Source organism: Thalassospira sp. A3_1 (assembly GCF_017744215.1).
Classification (GTDB): Bacteria; Pseudomonadota; Alphaproteobacteria; order Rhodospirillales; family Thalassospiraceae; genus Thalassospira; species Thalassospira lucentensis_A.
The window spans coordinates 1285205-1305132 of the sequence record NZ_JAGHQQ010000001.1; the positions used below are offsets into that span (position 1 = coordinate 1285205).

The following is a 19928-nucleotide window of genomic DNA, read 5'->3' on the forward strand; positions in this document are numbered from 1 at the left end:
TCAGATATCGAAGATGTCCGTTCTGCGGTGTGAGCTTTCACACCGCTTTTCGGCGTATTCGGGAAAGCAAAAACGGATCCAGAAGTGAGCGTGACGAAGAAGCTTTTTGTAAAAACCTATGGCTGTCAGATGAATGTTTATGACAGTCAGCGCATGCAGGATGTATTGGCGCCGCTGGGCTACCAGCCGGTCGACGACGCCGCAGGTGCGGATATGGTTATCCTCAATACCTGTCACATCCGCGAAAAGGCTGCTGAAAAGGTCTTTTCCGATCTGGGTCGTATCCGCAAACACAAAAAAGCCAAGGAAGCGAACGGAACGGACAAGATGATTGTCGCCGTTGCCGGTTGTGTTGCGCAGGCCGAAGGTGCAGAATTGATGCGTCGCGAGCCGATGGTTGATATGGTGTTCGGGCCGCAAACCTATCATCGTTTGCCGGAAATGGTGGCACGTGCCAATCGTGCCATCGGGCGTGATCGCATCATCGATACCGATTTCCCGGCCGAGGAAAAGTTCGATCATCTGCCCCAGCAGGTTTCAAGGCAGGGTTATTCAGCCTTTCTGGCTATTCAGGAAGGATGCGATAAATTCTGTACCTTCTGTGTTGTGCCTTATACCCGCGGTGCGGAATACTCCCGTCCGGGCATGGATGTCGTCAATGAAGCCCGACAGCTTGTTGGCAAGGGCACGCGCGAAATCACCCTTCTGGGGCAGAACGTAAATGCCTATCACGGAGAAGCCCCGAATGGTGGAGAGTGGACGCTTGGCCGTTTGTTACGCGAATTGTCCGAGATCGATGGACTGGATCGCATCCGATACACCACCTCGCACCCGCGCGATGTTGATGATGATTTGATTGCAGCCCATCGTGACCTGCCAAAGCTGATGCCGTTTCTGCATCTTCCCATTCAGGCGGGATCGGATCGTGTGTTGCAGGCGATGAACCGCAAACATGATGGCGCGTCTTATCGCGAAATCGTTGCTAAACTCAAAGACGCCTGCCCCGATCTTGCGTTGTCATCCGATTTCATCGTGGGTTTCCCCGGCGAATCCGACAAGGATTTTGAGGACACGATGCAGATGGTGCGTGATATCACCTTCATTCAGGCGTTCAGCTTTAAATACAGCCCGCGTCCCGGCACCCCGGCATCGGCCATGGAATTGCAGGTTCCCGAACCGGTAAAGACCGAACGGATCATGCGTTTGCAGGCGCTTCTTGCCGAGCAGCAGCTGGAATTCAATCGAAACTGCCTTGGCCGGGAAATGGATGTCCTGCTGGAACGTTATGGCAAACTTGAAGGACAGCTTGTCGGAAAAAGCCCGTACATGCAGCCGGTACATGTTAGCGGTTTACCGGAATCCTCATTGGGACAAATAGTAAGGTTGAAAATCACCGAAGCGCTGCCTAATTCCCTTGGCGGTGAACTGGTCGATGCCCCGGTTCAAAACCGGGATTCTGAAAGGAAAATTGCGTGACTGCCACCTCAGCAAAGGCAAAAAACACGGCAAAAGCCAAGTCTTCGACCAAAGATACCGATCAGATCGAATTTGCAGATAATGCGCTTGCTCAGCTTTTATACGGGCCACAAGCCGAAAACCTGACTCGCCTTTCCGAAGGCACCGGTGTTCAGGTTTCCAGTCGCGGGTCGGTCGTAACCCTTGCAGGGCAAGGTCCCAAAGTAGCCCAGGCCAAAAAGGTTCTGGGGCAGCTTTACGCGCGTCTGCGGGACAAGGAAATTGACCATGTCGATGTTGAAACGGTCGACGGTGCGATTCGACTGTCCGAACCTGATGAAGCCGATCCTTGGACCGGCCAGACCAAGGATATGTTTGGCGGATCGCGCCTGACCATCCAGACCAAGAAACGCCGGATTTCGCCGCGATCCAAACGCCAGAAGGATTATGTCGAGGCGATGCTTGATCACGAGCTGGTCTTTGGTATTGGTCCGGCCGGTACCGGGAAAACCTATCTGGCGGTCGCAATGGCGGTTCAGTCGCTTATTCAGGGGCAGGTTGACCGTATCGTTCTGTCACGTCCGGCGGTCGAGGCTGGCGAACGGCTTGGCTTTCTGCCCGGCGATCTGAAGGACAAGGTCGATCCTTATCTGCGCCCACTTTATGATGCGCTGCATGATACTCTTCCGGGCGATGTTGTTATCAAGCGCATGGAAAGCGGCGAGATTGAAGTCGCACCGCTTGCCTTCATGCGAGGCCGTACGCTTGCACATGCCTTTGTTATTCTGGACGAAGCGCAGAACACGACAGCCATGCAGATGAAAATGTTCCTGACCCGCCTTGGCGAAGGATCGCGGATGGTGGTGACAGGTGACCTGACACAGGTCGATTTGCCCGATGGTACCAAATCCGGCTTGCGGGATGCGCTTGAAACCATTGCGGATGTCAAAGGTGTCGCGACGATCAAGTTTGATCAACGCGATGTGGTTCGTCACGCACTGGTGACCAAGATTGTTCAGGCCTATGACGCAGCAGATGCCTTGCGCGACCGCCTGAAAAAAGGCTATCGCGGGATCAAGGACGAGGATCAGGGCGATGACCGCACCGCTTGATCTGGACCTTGATGTTGAAGCTGGTAATTGGGCCAAGACCGAGATTGATGCGATTGAAAACGCTGTGCGTGCGGCACTTGATGGCGCTACGCGTGATGGTGCGCTATGGGAAGAAGATGCCGTTCCAACCGATGGAACATCCGACGAAGGAGATGGTGCATCGCTTCTGAGCATTGCGCCTGTGGTTGAAGTTGGTGTTCGGCTATCGGACGATGCATCGGTCCGGATATTGAACCGCGATTATCGCGGCAAGGACAACCCGACCAATGTTTTATCGTTCGCAGCACTGGAAAGTGCGGATGATGCGGCAGATTTCATGATGTCACCTGATATGCCCCTGATGCTAGGTGATATCGTCATTGCACGTGAAACATGCGAACGTGAAGCCTTTGAACAGAACAAGACACTGATAAATCATCTTGTTCATCTGACGGTGCATGGCACGCTGCATCTTGTCGGCTATGATCATATCGTTGATGATGAAGCCGAAGAGATGGAAGAACTTGAACGGCAAATTCTTGCCGCACTGGGGATTGATGATCCCTATGAACCGATCGAAGATCAAGATATCGAAACAGGACAATGAACGAGAATAGTCAGCGCGACGACGACCACGACAGTATGAGCCCTCGCCAAGGCGGGGATAATGGTCAGGATTCGGATAACGAGTCCTTATGGGGCAATGTCGCATCGGCATTAGGCCTTAAGCGCGGCAAAGCGCGAAACGGCGAAGCATCGCTTTCCGATACGCTTGAAGAGCTTGCCGAACGTAGTGAAGAAGATGATGAGCCCGTCTCGCTTCATGAACGGTCGCTTTTTGAAAATATCATCGCCCTTCGTGATATGACCGCTGAAGACGTAATGATCCCGCGCGCCGATATTGTTGCGGTCGAAAAAAGCATCACCCTCGACGAACTGGTCGAGGTGATGGTGAAAAAGGCACATTCCCGCCTGCCGGTTTATGGCGAGTCTATCGATGAAATCGTTGGTATGGTCCATATCAAGGATGTTTTGGGCTGCGTTGCGGCGGGCAAGGAATTCCAGCTGCAGACCCTGTTGCGCCGGGTGCTGTTCGTGTCGCCTGCGATCCGTGTCCTCGACCTGTTATCGGAAATGCGTCTGTCGCGGACGCATATGGCGCTGGTGGTTGACGAGTTTGGCGGTATCGATGGCCTGATCACCATCGAGGATCTGGTCGAGGAAATTGTCGGCGAAATTGACGACGAGCACGACATTGACCAGACACCTAAGCTGATCCGCCTTTCGGATGGTTGCTATATTGCCGATGCGCGTTACGAGGTCGAGGACCTCGAGGAGAAGCTGGGCTTTGGCCTGCTGGACGAGGATGAGGACGAAGATATCGATACGCTGGGTGGATTGGTCTTTTCGCTGGCAGGGCGTGTTCCCGCGCGAGGTGAACTGATCGAGCATCCGAGCGGTATCCAGTTCGAGGTTCTTGATGCCGATCCACGCCGTATCCGGCGCTTGCGCATTCACCTGATCCGCACGGAACCGGCAGCAATCAGTGACGAAAGTTCCAAACAGGGATCATCCAATGATTGATAGACTGGCGGCGCGTCTGGCCAACCTTTCGGGTTGGCGCAGGCGTTTTTTGTGGCTGGTGTCCGGGGCGGTTGCGGTATTGGCGTTGCCGCCTTTCTTCTTTTTACCGGCCCTTCCGATAGCTTTTGCCGTGCTGATTTGGTCGCTTGACGGCGTTAAATGCAACAAAGGTGCGCTTTCGGCGGGTTGGTGGTTCGGAACCGGACATTTTGCCGCCGGTTTTTACTGGGTCAGTCATGCCTTTCTGGTCGAGCCGGAAATCTATGGCTGGATGATCCCATTTGTCTTGCTCGGACTGGGGGGCGGGCTTGCTATCTTTCCGATGGTTGCCGTTTGGGCGAGCTGGTGGCTGACGCGCGAAATTATCGGGCGTGCCGTGATGCTGGCAGCTTTGTGGGCGGTTGCTGAATTCCTTCGCGGCCATCTGATGACCGGTTTCCCCTGGAACCTGCTGGCCCATGTCTGGGCGGTCGATCCGGCTCCGATGCAATTTGCCTCAATCATCGGGGTTTATGGACTATCTGTGATCACGGGCCTGTTTGCGACTTTGCCTGCAACTTTCATTGCAGGACGTGCCGGGCGATTGACAGCTTTTGCGGGCATCATGATTGCAGTGCTGTTATGGGGTGGTGGTGCGCTTCGCCTTGCTCTCGTGGGACCAGCGGATGCCGAGGCTGCCGTTTCTGAAGATTTGCCTGTGGTGCAGGTCGTGCAGCCCAATATCCCGCAGCGTGAAAAGTGGGTACCGGAACTTCAGGATCAGCATTTTGCAAAACTGCTGCGACTGTCGCGTCGTCCGGCCGATATGGCGCCGGACCGCAGACGTATCGTGATCTGGCCGGAAACTGCTGCGACATTTTTTGTCGAAGCCCAACCGGTACGCAGGTTGCAGATGGCATCGGTTCTCGGACCTGATGATATTCTGGTTACCGGGGCTCCAAGAACCTATCCGCGGGATACGGATGAATTCAAAGTTTGGAACGCGGTTCAGGTTCTCGACAGTACCGGAGAGATTGTTGCGAGTTTCGACAAGTTCCACCTCGTCCCATTTGGCGAGTACGTGCCGTTCCGCAACTGGATACCGATCCCGAAGCTGACGGCAGGACGCACTGATTTCTCTTTTGGGCCGGGACCGCAGACACTTGATATTGCAGGTTTGCCGAGTTTCTCGCCCCTGATTTGCTATGAGGTGATCTTCCCGGGTGCGGTTATTGACGAGGCCAATCAGCCCGACTGGTTGCTAAATGTGACCAATGATGGCTGGTTTGGCAAAAGTGCCGGCCCTTATCAGCATCTGGCAGCTGCACGGTTTCGCAGTGTCGAAGAAGGGCGTCCGATGGTTCGGGCGGCCTATACCGGTGTATCGGCAATGTATGATGCATATGGACGGGAACTGGCGACACTCCCCTTAAGTGGAGAGGGAGTCATGATTCACCCCCTTTCGGGGGTATATAACCATACCACGGTATATTATTTGTGGCGCGATATTCTATTTTACGGTATTGTAACCTTTCTAGCCGTTCTCGTTTTGGGATATAGTAGGTTTTTCAAATCCCTTAAAGCGGCTGTGTGAAGCACCGAACCGCTCCCTGATTGTCCCACCAAAAATAAGAGCGGGTAGGTCGGAGTGAGAGAAGGACAACACAAAATGTCGCCTAAGGATGAAAACACGATGGTCAAAAACACCCGTGGCAGAGGTCGGGGCCGGACCGCAAGTGGCAAGCCGAACCCGGTTGATATTCATGTTGGTGCGCGCGTTCGACTGCGCAGGACGCTGCTTGGCATGAGCCAGGAGAAGCTTGGTGAGGCCATCGGCCTGACATTCCAGCAGGTTCAGAAATATGAACGCGGTGCAAACCGCGTTGGTGCGTCGCGCCTTTATGATCTGTCACGCGTTCTCGAAGTGCCGGTTTCATTCTTCTTTGATGACATGCCAGACGAGATTTCGTCGAAATCCGTGCATGAGCGTCGCGAAATGTCGGAAAGCCCGGATCCGTTCGATAACGATCCGATGAACCGCCGTGAAACGCTTGAGCTTGTGCGGGCATATTATCGGATTACCGATCCGACGCAGCGGAAACGCGTTTTCGAGCTGGTCAAATCGATGGGCATTCTTGTTGCTGACAACGAAAACGTAAAATAGAAAACCTAGAACTATCAATTTGAAAAGCGCATTAGTGGCTTCAGGCCCGATGCGCTTTTTTGCCTTTGTTAAGACCATTTTGATCCTCGAAATGCAATTGGCGCGTTACGCTTATGCACCGATCTTTCTTGACCTGAAAATGTCATTGAGGCAAAACCGCAGTTCGGGCGATATGCCCAATCGAATACGTGGACGGATTTGGACCGCTTGCCACCACGCAAAAAAAGGCTAAGTGGGCGCAATTGGTGCAGCTCTGTGCCGATGCCCTCCGGTCCAGTTTTGGAATTCCTTTTTTCACCGGAGAAGGTTTACATGTCTCTTTCTGAATATCTTTTTACCAGCGAATCCGTTTCCGAAGGCCACCCGGATAAGGTTTGCGACCGCATTTCCGATTCCATCGTTGACGCGTTTCTTGCGGCTGATGAAGATTCGCGCGTTGCCGTAGAGACTTTGGCAACTACCAATCGTGTCGTTCTGGCTGGCGAAGTTCGCGGCCCTGAAAGCGTTTCCAAGGAAGTCATGATCGAAAAGGCACGCGAAGCGATTCGTGCCATCGGTTATGAGCAGGAAGGTTTCCATTGGAAAACGGCCGAAATCGAGTGCCACGTCCACGAACAGTCTGCCGATATTGCCCAAGGTGTTGATTCCGCTGGTGAGAAAGACCTCGGCGCCGGCGACCAAGGCATTATGTTCGGTTACGCCTGTGACGAAACGGACGAACTGATGCCGGCACCGATCCAGTTCTCGCACCGTATCCTGCGCAAAATGGCCGAAGATCGTCATTCCGGTAAATCTGCCGAGTTTGGCCCGGACGCCAAAAGTCAGGTTACCCTGCGTTATGTTGATGGCAAGCCGGTTGGTGCGACCTCGGTTGTGGTTTCGACCCAGCATGCTGATGGTCTGAGCCAGGCTGATGTTCGTTCGCTGGTCATGCCCTATATCGAGACGATCCTGCCGGAAGGTTGGATGCCGTCGGAAGACGAGATTTATATTAACCCGACAGGCCGTTTTGTTATTGGTGGTCCCGATGGGGATGCTGGCCTGACTGGTCGTAAAATCATCGTTGATACCTATGGTGGCGCGGCACCTCATGGGGGCGGTGCGTTTTCGGGTAAGGACCCGACCAAGGTTGACCGTTCAGCAGCTTATGCCGCGCGTTACCTTGCGAAAAACGTGGTTGCTGCCGGCCTTGCCGAACGTTGCACCATTCAGGTTGCCTATGCGATCGGTGTTTCCAAGCCGCTGGCGCTTTATGTCAACAACCATGGTACCGGCAATGTGGACGAAATCAAACTGGGTAGTGTTTTGCGCCAGTTGATGGATCTCAGCCCGCGGGGCATTCGTGAACATCTTTCGCTTTGTCGTCCGATCTATACCCCGACTTCTGCCTATGGCCACTTTGGTCGTCAGGCAGAAGAAGACGGTCGTTTCTCCTGGGAGCGCACCGATCTGGTTGGTGAACTGAAATCGGCATTCGGTGCCTGATTGACTGAAAAGCCAAAGCACGATTTGCCAAAATCGTGTGACGTGATATGAGGCGGGCGGCCCCGATACAAATCCGGGGCCGCCCGTTTGATTTTGAGCCATTTTTCAAACCCGTCCTGACAGTTATTAAGACAATGCGCAACAGCAATCGCCCGTTACCGACCCCGGATCGTCCGAATTTTTATGGCCGTCGCGGCAGCCGCCCCCTCAAAGATTCTCGCCGGGCACTGGTTGACGAGTTGCTTCCGAAAATCGGGATTACCTATCCAGATCAGGCTGGTGTCGATCCGAACGACTATTTCGGGGAAAAGCATGATCAGCTTTGGCTCGAGATCGGTTTTGGCGGTGGGGAACATTTGGCTGGTCAGGCTCAGGCCAACCCGAAGACCGGGATTATCGGAGCTGAGCCGTTTATGGACGGGGTTGGCAGCCTCCTGCGTCATATCTACGAGCGTGGCCTGACCAATGTCCGGATCATTGCGGACGATTCCCGCCCCCTGCTTTACAAGCTGGTTGATGCCTGCTTTGACCGTGCATTTTTGCTCTTTCCGGATCCATGGCCGAAAAAACGCCATGCGGAACGCCGGTTTATTGGTCCCAAGAATCTTGCATTGCTGGCGCGCCTTCTTAAAGACGGGGCGGAGTTCCGGGTTGCCAGTGACGACATGCAATATATTTCCTGGACCCTGCAGCATATGCACAATCATCCGGATTTCGAGTGGCTTGCCGAGAGTCCGGAAGACTGGCGCAACCCGCCTGCCGACTGGGTTAAAACCCGGTATGAACAAAAAGCGCTACGCCAGGGTAAAAAATGCAATTATTTGCGGTTCCGGCGACGTGTTCGTAATTAGAACCTGATGATAACAACTTGATTCCGTATTATTTCAGGTGATCGGTTATCGATGGATAAATTTTGGTTAAATTGCCTATCTTCCTTACATAGCTACCATGAATTCATCGAAGCCTATAAAAACGATGCAAATCCCTTGGTTGAAAGGCTTGCGGGGTCAGGATCGTGACTTGATTTCTGGCAAAACCGGCTGTATAAAGCCGCCAAGCTTTTTGTAAATTCTGACAAAGAGTGGGCCCTCCGCCCGCTCTTTTGTGCTTTTTGGGGTATGGCATCGCTATATGGCTGAGCTGATCGGACAACAGTTGAAAGACCCGCTGATGATGCGGATCACGGAGATTATCGAACCGTCGATCAACGCACTGGGTTTCGAACTGGTACGTGTCTCCATGATGGGCAAGGACAGCAATGTCCTGCAGATCATGGCGGATCGTGCGGATGGCAACGGCAGCATCAATGTCGAGGATTGCGCCGAAATCAGCCGTACCGTTTCTGCCCTGATGGATGTTGAGGACCCGATTTCAGGGGCTTATCACCTTGAAGTCAGTTCGCCGGGTATTGACCGCCCGCTGACCCGTGCCAAGGACTTTGATGTCTGGCGCGGGTTCGAGGCAAAGGTCGAACTGGTGATGGCCCAGAATGGCCGTCGCCGTTTCAGCGGAAAGCTGGATGGAATCGAAGATGATGCGGTCGCCTTGATTGTCGATGGCGAACGTGAATTGTTGCCGTTGGCCGATATCGCCAAATCGAAATTGGTGCTGACGGATGAATTGATCGCGCATGTCACCGGCAAGGGCCGGTCTGACGATAACGCAGAATAGAGGTTGGATATGGAAGCAACTTCGGGAATGCCGCGGCCGGAACTTTTGCAGGTCGCAGATGCCGTTGCCCGTGAAAAGGGCATTGATCGTGATGAAGTTCTTGGTGCAATGGAACAGGCCATCCAGAAGGCCGGTCGTTCCAGATATGGCCATGAGCATGACATCCGTGCCCATATCGACCGTAAAACCGGTGAAATCAAACTGGCCCGTTTCATTGAGGTCACGGACGATATTGAAAACGACTTCACCCAGATGTCGCTGGAACAGGCGCGTATTCGCGACGAAAATATCCAGCTTGGTGAGTTTCTGATTGATCCGCTGCCGCCGATCGATTTCGGACGTATTGCCGCGCAGACCGCAAAACAGGTCATCGTTCAGAAAGTCCGTGACGCGGAACGTGAACGTCAGTTCGAAGAATATAAAGACCGTGCCGGTGAAGTGATCAACGGCGTCGTCAAACGCGTCGAATTCGGTAACGTTCTGGTCGATATGGGTCGGGCGGAAGCCATTCTGCGCCGTGAAGAACTAATCCCGCGTGAAACCGTCCGTCAGGGAGATCGCGTTCGTGCGCTGATCCTTGATGTGCGTCGTGAACAGCGTGGTCCGCAAATCTTCCTGTCGCGTACCCATCCGACTTTCATGGCAAAACTGTTTGCCCAGGAAGTGCCGGAAATCTACGACGGCATTATTGAAATCAAATCGGTTGCCCGTGACCCGGGTTCGCGCGCCAAGATTTCGGTTCAGTCGTCCGACAATTCCATTGATCCCGTCGGGGCATGTGTCGGTATGCGTGGTTCGCGCGTTCAGGCCGTTGTCGGCGAACTTCAGGGTGAGAAAATCGACATCATCCAGTGGTCGGAAGACCCGGCAACCTTTGTTGTGAACGCATTGGCTCCGGCCGAGGTCACCAAGGTTGTTCTTGATGAAGAAACCAACCGTATCGAAGTTGTCGTTCCCGATGATCAGCTGAGCCTTGCCATTGGCCGTCGTGGCCAGAATGTGCGTCTGGCATCGCAGCTGACCGGATGGGATATCGATATCCTGACCGAGGAAGACGAAAGCGAACGTCGCCAGGAAGAAGCCCGTAAACGGGCGGAAATGTTCATCAAGGCACTTGATGTTGATGAAGTCATTGCCCATCTTCTTGTCGCCGAAGGCTTTACCTCGATCGAGGAGGTTGGTTACGTGCCGCTGGCCGAACTGGCAGAGATCGAAGGTTTTGAAGAAGAAATCGCCGAAGAGCTGCGCACCCGCGCACGCACCTTCCTTGCCGAAGAAGCCGAACGTCTTCAGAAGCGCCGCGAAGAGCTCAAAGTTGCCGATGACCTCGTCGAGTTTGGCGGACTGTCGCTGGCCGTTGTTGTTCGCCTTGGCGAGAATGACGTCAAAACCCTTGAAGACTTCGCAGATCTCGCAAGTGACGAGCTGATCGAATATGTCGGTGATGCAGACAACATGACCATGGACCAGGCCAATGACCTGATCATGGATGCACGTCGTCAGCTTGGCTGGTTCGAAGGGCTTGAAGAAGAAGTTTCCGAGGATGCCGAAGAAGGCGAAGAAGCCTGAGGGCTGATCGGAGGACGCCATGTCGCACCGTAAAGGCGGCAAGGTAGCCGAGGTTCCGGAACGCCGGTGTATCGTCACCGGCGAAGTCCGGCCCAAGGAAGACCTTCTCAGGGTTGTGATCGGACCGGATGACACGGTTGTTCCCGATCTTGAGGAACGGTTGCCCGGACGGGGATTATGGTTGTGCCCGTCGCGGGATGTGATAAATACCGCCTGTGCAAAAAATGCCTTTGCCAAGGCGGCGCGGCAAAAAGTCGTGATTGACCCTGCGCTGGCAGACCGGATCGAGAAGCTTTTGCTTCAGAAAAGCCTTGATCTGCTGTCGCTTGCGCGTAGAGCCGGTCAGGCGGTTGCTGGCTACGAAAAAGTCCGGGCCCAGATTGATGAGGGCGCGGCAATGATATTGGCAGCCCGAGATGGTGCTGCGGACGGAAAATCCAAGATCGAGGCGAAGGCCCGGGATCTGCCGATTTATACCGTTCTGGATGCTGCCGAGATTGGCGCGGCCTTTGGTCGCGAGAAAGCAGTACATGTGGCTGTTGCGCCGGGTGGACTGGCAAAGCAGTTAAGTCGTTCGCTTGGACGGCTAGAAGGATTTCGCGCGGTCTGAAGGCAGGCTTGCGCAGAACGGACAGGACAGGACAGGCAAAGGATGCCGGTCCCGCAGGAAATGAGGAAGTTGGACGGATTATGAGTGATCGCGATCAGGAGAAGAAACCGCTGAGCCTCAACAGATCGAAACTTGAACTGAGCAAGACGGTCGAGGCTGGGCAGGTACGTCAGAGCTTCTCGCATGGACGGTCCAAATCTGTGACTGTCGAAGTGCGCAAGAAGCGGACTTTCGAAAAGAACGAATCCGGCCGCTTCCGTGAAGTGAAAAAGGATGCGGTTGCTGAACAGCAGCAGCAACCTGCCGCACCGGCACCGGCTGCCAAACCTGAACCGGTTGCCAAACCTGAGCCGGTTGAAGACCATAGCAATCTGACCGATAGCGAGCGCGCAGCCCGTATGGCCGCCCTGAAAGCAGCCGAAGAGCGCCGTAAGCAGGAAGAAGCCGACGCAGCTGTACGTGCCGCCGAGGAAAGCAAACGCAAGGCAGAAGAAGCCGAACGTCGCAAACAGGAAGAAGCCGAGGCAGCAAAAGCTGCTGCGGCAGAAGCTCCTGTGCTTGAAAAGGAAGCCCCGGTTTCTGTTGAAGAAGTCGAAAAGGCCCTTGAAGCATCGACCGCCAAAGGCAAGTCCAAGCCGAAACCCGCTGCTGTTGCGAAAAAACAGGAAGAAATCATTCCTGGTGAACCGGCAGAGCCGCTGGTTCCGGAAGAACGCCGTCGTGCCGACCCGTCCACCGTCAAGCCGAAAAGCCGCAAGGAACTGGACGAGGAAGAAGCCCGTAGTGCAGCCGCACGCAAACGCGCCGAAGAGGAAGCTCTTGGCCGTGCCGCGCGCACGAAAGGCGACGAAGGCCGTCGTCGTGGCAAGCTTTCGATCAACAATGCGATGACCGGTGACGAAGGTGGCCGTCGTCGTTCGATGGCCTCGATCAAGCGTCAGCAGGCAAAAGCCAAGGCCCGTATGCAGGGTCAGCAGAAGCCGAAAGAGAAAATCGTACGTGATGTTATTGTTCCGGACGCGATCACCGTTCAGGAACTTGCCAACCGTATGGCCGAACGTGCTGCCGACGTCATCAAGTGCCTGATGGGCCTTGGCGTTATGGCAACCATCAACCAGAGCCTTGATCCCGATACCGCACAACTGGTTGTCGAGGAATTCGGTCACAAGATGAAACGCGTTTCGGATGCCGACGTTGAAGAAGCGCTGGTCACTGCAGACGACAACGAAGATCAGCTGATCGGTCGTCCGCCGGTTGTGACCGTCATGGGGCACGTTGACCATGGTAAAACCTCGTTGCTGGATGCCCTGCGCAAAACTGACGTTGTCAGTGGTGAAGCCGGCGGCATCACCCAGCATATCGGTGCCTATCAGGTGACGATGGAAACCGGTTCGAAGATCACCTTCATCGATACACCGGGCCACGCTGCATTCACCGAGATGCGTTCGCGCGGTGCCAAGGTTACCGATATCGTCGTTCTGGTTGTTGCTGCTGACGACTCGGTCATGCCGCAGACGATCGAAGCCATCAGCCATGCAAAAGCGGCTGGCGTGCCGATGATCATTGCGATCAACAAGATCGACAAGCAGGGCGCAAACCCGACCAAGGTTAAAACCGAACTGCTTCAGCACGAAGTCGTCGTCGAGGAAATGGGTGGTGAAGTTCAGTGTATTGAAGTTTCGGCAAAGCAGGGTCTTGGCCTGACCGAACTTGAAGAAGCCATTCTGCTGCAGGCCGAGGTTCTTGACCTTAAAGCCAACCCGGCACGTGTTGCTGACGGTGTTGTCGTTGAAGCCCGTATGGAAAAAGGCCGCGGCCCGGTTGCCACGGTTCTGGTTCAGCGCGGTACGCTTAAAAACGGCGACATCTTTGTCACGGGTGCTGAATGGGGTCGCGTTCGTGCGCTGGTCAACGACCATGGCGTTCGTATCGAAGAAGCCATTCCGGGCATGCCGGTCGAAGTAACCGGTCTGAACGGCGTGCCGTCGGCTGGTGATGACTTTGTCGTTGTCGAAAACGAAGCTAAAGCCCGCGAGATTTCCGATTATCGTCAGCGTCGCATCCGCGAAACGCAGGCTGCTGCGATGAAGAAATCGGCACTCGAAAACATGTTCTCGAGCTCGGGCGAGGTCAAGGAACTGCCGATCCTTATCAAAGGTGACGTGCAGGGTTCTGTCGAAGCGCTTATCGGTACCCTGCAGAAGCTGGGTAACGAGGAAGTCAGTGTTCGCGTCCTGCATAGCGGTGTTGGCGGGATCAACGAATCCGATGTCACGCTGGCGCGTGCGTCGAACGCGCTGATCATCGGCTTTAACGTTCGTGCCAACCAGCAGGCCCGCGAACAGTCCCGTCGCGATAATGTCGACATTCGCTATTACTCGATCATCTATGATGTTGCAGACGACATCAAAAAGATGCTGTCGGGCATGCTGTCGCCGGAAGTCCGCGAGAAGTTCCTGGGTTACGCGGAAATCCGCGATATCTTCACCATCTCGGGCAACAAGATTGCCGGTTGTATGGTTACCGAAGGTACCGTCAAGCGTGGTGCGGGTGTTCGCCTGCTTCGCGACAACGTCGTGATCCATTCGGGCGAGCTGTCCACACTGCGTCGCTTCAAGGATGAAGTAAAAGAAGTCCGCGAGGGCTATGAATGTGGCATGTCATTCGCCAAATATAATGACCTGCAGGTCGGCGATATGATCGAGTGCTTCGAGCAGGAGGAAATCGCCGTCGAACTTTAAGACGGTGGATTGACGATATGGCGAAGCAACCGGCCAAAGCACCAAGTCAGCGACAGTTGCGCGTGGCGGAGGAAATCCGCCAGGCCCTGTCGCAGGCACTTGAGCGCGGAGATATTTACGACCCGGACCTGACCCGGCGCCCGGTAACCATTACCGGCGTCAGTCTGAGTCCGGATATGCGCAATGCCATGGTATCCTTTACGCCGCTTGGCGGGGGCGAGGCGGAAACCTCGCTCAAGGCGCTGACGCGTCAGAAGGGCCATTTGCGTACCCATGTGGCGCGCACGGTTCACATGAAGTACGTACCGGCATTGCGTTTTGTTGAAGACAAAAGTTTCGATGTCGCCGACCATATCGGTGCCCTCCTGCGTGACCCGCATGTTGCTCAGGATCTTGCGGCGGACGGGTCGGACGACCATGAGAATGAGGACGACTGATGGCGCGTCGGCGTCGCGGTAGAAGCATCAATGGCTGGCTGGCGGTCGACAAGCCCCTGGAAATCACGTCTTCGACGGTGGTCAATCAGGTGCGTCGTCTGCTTGATGCGGCAAAGGCCGGTCACGGCGGGACACTCGATCCATTGGCGAGTGGTGTCCTGCCTATTGCATTTGGCGAGGCGACAAAAACGGTTGCCTATGTCATGGATGGCAGCAAAAGTTATCGTGTGACGCTGAAGTTCGGCGAAGCACGCAGCACCGACGATGCCGAGGGCGAAGTTACCGCCACCTCGGATCATCGTCCGGATGCAGACGAGATAAAGGCCGTGCTGGGTGAGTTTATTGGCGAAATTCAGCAGGTGCCGCCAAAGTTTTCGGCGATCAAGGTCAATGGCAAGCGTGCCTATGATCTTGCGCGTCGCGATGAAGACGTGGTGCTTAAACCGCGTCCGATTCTGATCAAGGATCTTCGACTGGTCGATATGCCGGATCGCGATCATGCCGTTCTCGAAGTTGTTTCGGGCAAGGGGGCATATATGCGGTCTTTGGCGCGCGATATCGCGCTGCGCCTTGGTTCTGTCGGCCATATATCCGCCCTTCGCCGGACATCGGCGGGGCCGTTTCCTGAAACGAGTTCCATTCCGCTTGCGGAATTGCTCGAAATGGATCCGGATGCGGTGTTGGAGAAATTGCTTCCGGTCGAGACCGCGCTGGACGACATCCCGGCGCTGGCCCTGACCGAAGTCGAGGCGCAGCGGCTATCGAGTGGACAACCTGTCGGGTTGTTGCCGGTGGCAAAACGCAGTGCCCTCGAAAACCCCGTCGTGCAGGACGATATCGTCTGCGCCATGCTCCATGACCGCGCGGTTGCGTTGGCGGAGATCAGTGGCGGCGAAATCCGGCCTGTACGTGTTTTTAATCTCTAAAGGCGAAAGGATGCCTGATGTCGATTACTGCTGAACGCAAAGCTGAGCTGATCAAAGAATATGCTCAGAAAGACGGTGACACCGGTTCCCCCGAAGTCCAGGTTGCAATCCTGACCGAGCGGATCAAGAACCTGACCGAACACATGAAAGAACATAACCACGACTTCCACAGCCGTCGTGGTCTTCTCATGATGGTTGGCCAGCGCCGTCGTCTGCTGAAGTACCTGCAGCGCAAAGACCAGTCGCGTTACGAGACCGTTATCGAACGCCTCGGTATTCGCCGCTGATATCGAACTGCGGCGGAGGTGGTTGATCCCCTCCGCCGTCGTTTTTTAATGTCCCGAGCGGATCGGGAAACACGGGGAAGCAGGGTCGGATGGGCCGACCTCTTTGCTTGGTCCGGACCCATTAATTATGCAGCTTTTATGAAAGCCTCATAATTAATGTGTTCGGAACTCGTGTAAGACTATCCGGGTCCGCTGAAGGTTTGTAAGAGGAAGAGAAAATAATGTTTAATGTCGTCCGCAAGGAAATGCAGTGGGGCAATGCCAAGCTGGTTCTCGAAACCGGCAAGGTCGCGCGCCAGGCCGATGGTGCCGTCATGGTCACCTATGGCGAGACCGTTGTGCTTTGTACCGCTGTTGGCGCGAAATCACCGCGCCCGGATATCGACTTTTTCCCGCTGACCGTGAACTACCAGGAAAAGGCATTCGCTGCCGGTAAGATCCCGGGTGGTTTCTTCAAGCGTGAAGGCCGTCCTTCGGAAAAGGAAACCCTGGTTTCGCGTCTGATCGACCGTCCGATCCGTCCGCTGTTCCACCCGCTGTATCGCAACGAAACCCAGATCGTTTGTACCGTTCTGTCGCATGACATGGAAAACGATCCGGACGTGGTTGCCATGATCGGCGCATCTGCTGCGCTGACCATTTCCGGTCTGCCGTTCCTCGGCCCGATCGGTGCCGCACGCGTCGGTTACAAAGATGGCGAATATATCCTGAACCCGGCGACCGAGTCAGTTAAGGAAAGCGACCTTGACCTGGTTGTTGCCGGTACCCGTGACGGTGTGATGATGGTTGAATCCGAAGCCAGCGAGCTTTCGGAAGAAATCATGCTTGGTGCCGTTAAATTCGGTCACGAGCAGTTCCAGCCGGTTCTCGATCTGATCATTTCGCTGGCCGAAGATGCCGCGAAAGAGCCGCGCGATATCGCAGAACTGCCGGAAGGCTATGATGCACTGGTCGAAAAAGTTGCTGCCCTTGGCACCGATGGTCTGACCAAGGCATACAGCCATGTCGTCAAGCAGGAGCGTTCGGCTGCTGTTTCCGACGCCAAAGCTGCCATTGCCGAGAAACTGGCTGAAGAAGAAGTCGCCGATGCCCTGAAAGGCAAGGTTTCGTCGATCATCAAGGATCTGGAAAAAGACATCGTCCGCGGTGCGATCCTGAAGACCGGCAAACGTATTGATGGCCGTACCGGTGCCGACGTTCGCCCGATCCTTGGCGAAGTTTCGGTTCTGCCGCGCGCGCACGGTTCTGCGATCTTTACCCGTGGTGAAACCCAGGCACTTGCCGTTGCCACCCTTGGCACCGGTCAGGACGAGCAGATCGTCGATGCGCTGGATGGTGAATACCGCGAAAACTTCATGCTGCACTACAACTTCCCGCCCTACTCGGTCGGTGAAGCTGGCCGCATGGGTTCGCCGGGCCGTCGTGAAATCGGTCACGGTAAACTGGCATGGCGCGCCCTGCACCCGCTGATGCCGGGCAAGGATGCGTTCCCTTACACCATCCGTATCGTTTCCGAAGTCACCGAATCGAACGGTTCGTCCTCGATGGCGACTGTTTGCGCAACCTCGCTTGCAATGATGGATGCCGGTGTTCCGCTGGCACGTCCGGTTGCCGGTATTGCCATGGGTCTGATCAAGGAAGGCGATGATTTTGCTGTTCTGTCCGACATCATGGGTGATGAAGATCACCTTGGCGATATGGACTTCAAGGTTGCCGGTACTGAAAACGGTATTACCTCGCTTCAGATGGATATCAAGATCACCTCGGTGACCCCGGATATCATGCAGATCGCACTTGGCCAGGCCCGCGACGGCCGTCTGCACATCCTTGGCGAAATGTCCAAAGCGCTTCCGGAAGCACGTGGTGAAGTTTCGGGCAATGCGCCGACCATCACCCAGTTCTCGATCCCGCGTGACAAGATCCGTGACGTTATCGGTTCGGGCGGCAAGGTCATTCGCGAAATCTGCGAAGAAACCGGTGCCAAGGTCGATATCGAAGACGATGGTTCGATCACTGTTGCACATACCGATGGTGCAAAAGGCAAACAGGCCGTCGATTGGATCAAATCGATCGTTGCGGAACCTGAATTGAACCATATCTATGATGGTAAGGTTGTTAAGGCTGTCGACTTTGGCGCATTCGTCAATTTCTTTGGCGCACGCGACGGTCTGGTCCACATCTCCGAACTGGCGCAGGAACGCGTCAAGCAGGTTTCGGATATCGTCAAGGAAGGCGATGCGGTCAAGGTCAAGGTCATTGGCTTTGATGATCGCGGCAAGATCAAATTGTCGATGAAACGCGTTGACCAGGAAACCGGTGCCGATCTCGAAGTCGGCGACGCTGAATAATCCGATCTGATAGACCGGACGGCGATAACAACAACACGCCGTCCGGTTTTCCAAATGCGATGCCGGGGCATCGCTGGCGATGAAAAGCCGAATGGGAGAGACGAATTTGAAAGCCCTTAAACCGCTCGTCATGTCGGGAAAAGAGGTCTTGCCACTGATTGAAGGTGGTAAAGGTATCGCTGTTTCGACGGGTAAAAGTTCCGGCGCGTGGGCAGCTGCTGGTGGCATCGGGACGTTTTCCGCCGTCAATGCCGATTCTTATGACGAAAATGGCAATCTGGTTCCGGTCGAATATGCCGGAAAAACCCGTGGTGAGCGCCATCAGGAACTGATCGCCTATGGCATCCGCGGCGGTATCGCCCAGGCACAGATCGCACATGAAATGCGCGGCGGCGAAGGTCGCCTGCATATGAACGTTCTGTGGGAAATGGGCGGTGCGGAAGAAATTCTGCGCGGCGTGCTTGAGGGGACCAAGGGTCTTGTCCATGGGGTGACCTGTGGCGCGGGCATGCCTTACAAGGTATCGCAGATCGCAGCCCAGTATGGCGTGCATTATTACCCGATCGTATCTTCTGCGCGTGCGTTCCGTGCCTTGTGGCTGCGGTCGTACAAAAACACCCCGGAATGGCTTGGTGGTGTGGTCTATGAAGATCCGTGGCGCGCTGGCGGTCACAACGGTCTTTCGAATTCCGAAGACCCGCTGGTGCCCGAAGATCCGTTCCCGCGTGTTGCAGCCCTTCGCGAATACATGAATTCGGTCGGCCTGAACGACGTTCCGATCATTATGGCTGGTGGCGTCTGGTTCCTGCGTGACTATGAAGACTGGCTCGACAATCCGGAAGTCGCCCCGGTGGCCTTCCAGTTCGGGACCCGTCCGCTTCTGACCAAGGAAAGCGAGATTTCCGAAGAATGGAAAAACCGTTTGCTGACGCTGCAGGACGGCGACGTCTCGCTGCATAAATTTAGCCCGACCGGTTTTTACAGTTCGGCTGTTCGCAACGACTTCCTTGAAGATCTGCATCAGCGTTCTGATCGTCAGGTCCGTTATTCGCGTACCGCAGAAGCCGACCTGCATGTCGGTATTCCGCTGGGCCGTCGCGGTCGTCCGATCTATGTTCGCGAAGATGACGCCGACAAGGTTCGGGCATGGCTTGATGCCGGTTATACCGAAGGCATGCCGACACCCGATGAAACCATGGTGTTTGTCACGCCTGACAGTGCGCTTACGATCAAGAAAGACCAGATCGACTGCATGGGTTGCTTGTCGCAGTGCCAGTTCTCGAACTGGGAACAGCATAGCGGTACTACCGGCAAACGTGCCGATCCGCGTTCGTTCTGCATTCAGAAAACGCTTCAGAACATTGCGCATGGCGCGATGGTTGAAAACGAACTGATGTTTGCCGGTCACAATGCCTATAAATTTGGTGAAGACCCGTTCTACACCAATGGCTTTGTCCCGACTGTCAAAGAGCTGGTCGACCGGATTGCCACAGGCGATTAAGCCAAATGCCGGTCCTGCATGGATCGAAATCAGAAAAAGGGGCCGGTTTTCGGCCCCTTTTTTAATGACTTGCCGATGAA

17 protein-coding genes are annotated in these 19928 nt (G+C 55.0%); all 17 read left to right on the top strand.

Features of this window, described 5'->3' with window-relative positions; all coding sequences use genetic code 11:
* Positions 1–90 precede the first annotated feature (90 nt).
* The 17 genes from miaB (at position 91) to J7395_RS05875 (ending at position 19848) form a co-directional block, all read left to right on the top strand.
* Positions 91–1476 (top strand): tRNA (N6-isopentenyl adenosine(37)-C2)-methylthiotransferase MiaB, encoded by a 1386-nt coding sequence (gene miaB, locus J7395_RS05795; protein ID WP_062960337.1) that lies wholly within the window; start codon positions 91–93, stop codon positions 1474–1476.
* Positions 1473–2567 carry a PhoH family protein gene (locus J7395_RS05800; RefSeq protein WP_062949916.1) on the top strand — a complete coding sequence of 365 codons (1095 nt, stop codon included), beginning with the start codon at positions 1473–1475 and terminating at the stop codon, positions 2565–2567. Before miaB ends, J7395_RS05800 begins: the two co-directional genes overlap by 4 nt.
* Positions 2551–3153, top strand: a complete 603-nt coding sequence (ybeY, locus tag J7395_RS05805; RefSeq protein WP_209220813.1) for an rRNA maturation RNase YbeY — start codon at positions 2551–2553, stop codon at positions 3151–3153. The genes J7395_RS05800 and ybeY overlap by 17 nt, the downstream gene beginning before the upstream one ends.
* A 35-nt stretch (positions 3154–3188) precedes the next feature.
* Positions 3189–4130: a hemolysin family protein gene (locus tag J7395_RS05810; protein ID WP_209221029.1), complete on the top strand. Its 942-nt coding sequence runs from the start codon at positions 3189–3191 to the stop codon at positions 4128–4130.
* On the top strand, positions 4123–5703 hold the full coding sequence (gene lnt, locus J7395_RS05815; RefSeq protein WP_209220815.1) for an apolipoprotein N-acyltransferase: 1581 nt from the start codon (positions 4123–4125) through the stop codon (positions 5701–5703). Before J7395_RS05810 ends, lnt begins: the two co-directional genes overlap by 8 nt.
* Positions 5704–5802: 99 nt before the next feature.
* On the top strand, positions 5803–6273 hold the full coding sequence (locus tag J7395_RS05820; protein WP_062949910.1) for a helix-turn-helix domain-containing protein: 471 nt from the start codon (positions 5803–5805) through the stop codon (positions 6271–6273).
* A 312-nt stretch (positions 6274–6585) separates the two neighbouring features.
* Positions 6586–7758, top strand: a complete 1173-nt coding sequence (metK, locus tag J7395_RS05825) for a methionine adenosyltransferase (protein ID WP_209220817.1) — start codon at positions 6586–6588, stop codon at positions 7756–7758.
* Positions 7759–7892: 134 nt separating this feature from the next.
* Positions 7893–8609 (top strand): tRNA (guanosine(46)-N7)-methyltransferase TrmB, encoded by a 717-nt coding sequence (gene trmB / locus J7395_RS05830; RefSeq protein ID WP_209220819.1) that lies wholly within the window; start codon positions 7893–7895, stop codon positions 8607–8609.
* A gap of 280 nt (positions 8610–8889) precedes the next feature.
* On the top strand, positions 8890–9429 hold the full coding sequence (gene rimP / locus J7395_RS05835; RefSeq protein WP_082832784.1) for a ribosome maturation factor RimP: 540 nt from the start codon (positions 8890–8892) through the stop codon (positions 9427–9429).
* A 9-nt stretch (positions 9430–9438) separates the two neighbouring features.
* The gene (gene nusA, locus J7395_RS05840; RefSeq protein ID WP_062949894.1) at positions 9439–10998 is read left to right on the top strand and encodes a transcription termination factor NusA; all 1560 of its coding nucleotides are present in this window, start codon (positions 9439–9441) and stop codon (positions 10996–10998) included.
* A gap of 19 nt (positions 10999–11017) precedes the next feature.
* Positions 11018–11608: an RNA-binding protein gene (locus J7395_RS05845; protein WP_062949892.1), complete on the top strand. Its 591-nt coding sequence runs from the start codon at positions 11018–11020 to the stop codon at positions 11606–11608.
* A gap of 80 nt (positions 11609–11688) precedes the next feature.
* Positions 11689–14349 (top strand): translation initiation factor IF-2, encoded by a 2661-nt coding sequence (gene infB, locus J7395_RS05850; protein ID WP_062949891.1) that lies wholly within the window; start codon positions 11689–11691, stop codon positions 14347–14349.
* 17 nt (positions 14350–14366) lie between these two features.
* Complete coding sequence (gene rbfA, locus J7395_RS05855) at positions 14367–14786, top strand: 30S ribosome-binding factor RbfA (protein WP_062949889.1); 420 nt, start codon at positions 14367–14369, stop codon at positions 14784–14786.
* Entirely contained in the window at positions 14786–15712 is a 927-nt protein-coding gene (truB, locus tag J7395_RS05860; RefSeq protein ID WP_062949887.1) for a tRNA pseudouridine(55) synthase TruB, read from the top strand. Before rbfA ends, truB begins: the two co-directional genes overlap by 1 nt.
* 17 nt (positions 15713–15729) lie before the next feature.
* On the top strand, positions 15730–15999 hold the full coding sequence (gene rpsO / locus J7395_RS05865; protein WP_007088414.1) for a 30S ribosomal protein S15: 270 nt from the start codon (positions 15730–15732) through the stop codon (positions 15997–15999).
* A gap of 221 nt (positions 16000–16220) precedes the next feature.
* Positions 16221–18347 (top strand): polyribonucleotide nucleotidyltransferase, encoded by a 2127-nt coding sequence (gene pnp / locus J7395_RS05870; protein WP_062960260.1) that lies wholly within the window; start codon positions 16221–16223, stop codon positions 18345–18347.
* Positions 18348–18453: 106 nt separating this feature from the next.
* Complete coding sequence (locus J7395_RS05875) at positions 18454–19848, top strand: 2-nitropropane dioxygenase (RefSeq protein WP_062949883.1); 1395 nt, start codon at positions 18454–18456, stop codon at positions 19846–19848.
* The last annotated feature ends 80 nt before the right edge of the window (positions 19849–19928 follow it).

Bases quoted from the DNA above. Each gene is read 5' to 3' on its own strand.
- ybeY (WP_209220813.1), top strand. From the start codon at position 2,551: ATGACCGCACCGCTTGATCTGGACCTTGATGTTGAAGCTGGTAATTGG.
- J7395_RS05810 (WP_209221029.1), top strand. From the start codon at position 3,189: ATGAGCCCTCGCCAAGGCGGGGATAATGGTCAGGATTCGGATAACGAG.
- lnt (WP_209220815.1), top strand. From the start codon at position 4,123: ATGATTGATAGACTGGCGGCGCGTCTGGCCAACCTTTCGGGTTGGCGC.
- J7395_RS05820 (WP_062949910.1), top strand. From the start codon at position 5,803: ATGGTCAAAAACACCCGTGGCAGAGGTCGGGGCCGGACCGCAAGTGGC.
- metK (WP_209220817.1), top strand. From the start codon at position 6,586: ATGTCTCTTTCTGAATATCTTTTTACCAGCGAATCCGTTTCCGAAGGC.
- trmB (WP_209220819.1), top strand. From the start codon at position 7,893: ATGCGCAACAGCAATCGCCCGTTACCGACCCCGGATCGTCCGAATTTT.
- rimP (WP_082832784.1), top strand. From the start codon at position 8,890: ATGGCTGAGCTGATCGGACAACAGTTGAAAGACCCGCTGATGATGCGG.
- nusA (WP_062949894.1), top strand. From the start codon at position 9,439: ATGGAAGCAACTTCGGGAATGCCGCGGCCGGAACTTTTGCAGGTCGCA.
- J7395_RS05845 (WP_062949892.1), top strand. From the start codon at position 11,018: ATGTCGCACCGTAAAGGCGGCAAGGTAGCCGAGGTTCCGGAACGCCGG.
- infB (WP_062949891.1), top strand. From the start codon at position 11,689: ATGAGTGATCGCGATCAGGAGAAGAAACCGCTGAGCCTCAACAGATCG.
- rbfA (WP_062949889.1), top strand. From the start codon at position 14,367: ATGGCGAAGCAACCGGCCAAAGCACCAAGTCAGCGACAGTTGCGCGTG.
- truB (WP_062949887.1), top strand. From the start codon at position 14,786: ATGGCGCGTCGGCGTCGCGGTAGAAGCATCAATGGCTGGCTGGCGGTC.
- rpsO (WP_007088414.1), top strand. From the start codon at position 15,730: ATGTCGATTACTGCTGAACGCAAAGCTGAGCTGATCAAAGAATATGCT.
- pnp (WP_062960260.1), top strand. From the start codon at position 16,221: ATGTTTAATGTCGTCCGCAAGGAAATGCAGTGGGGCAATGCCAAGCTG.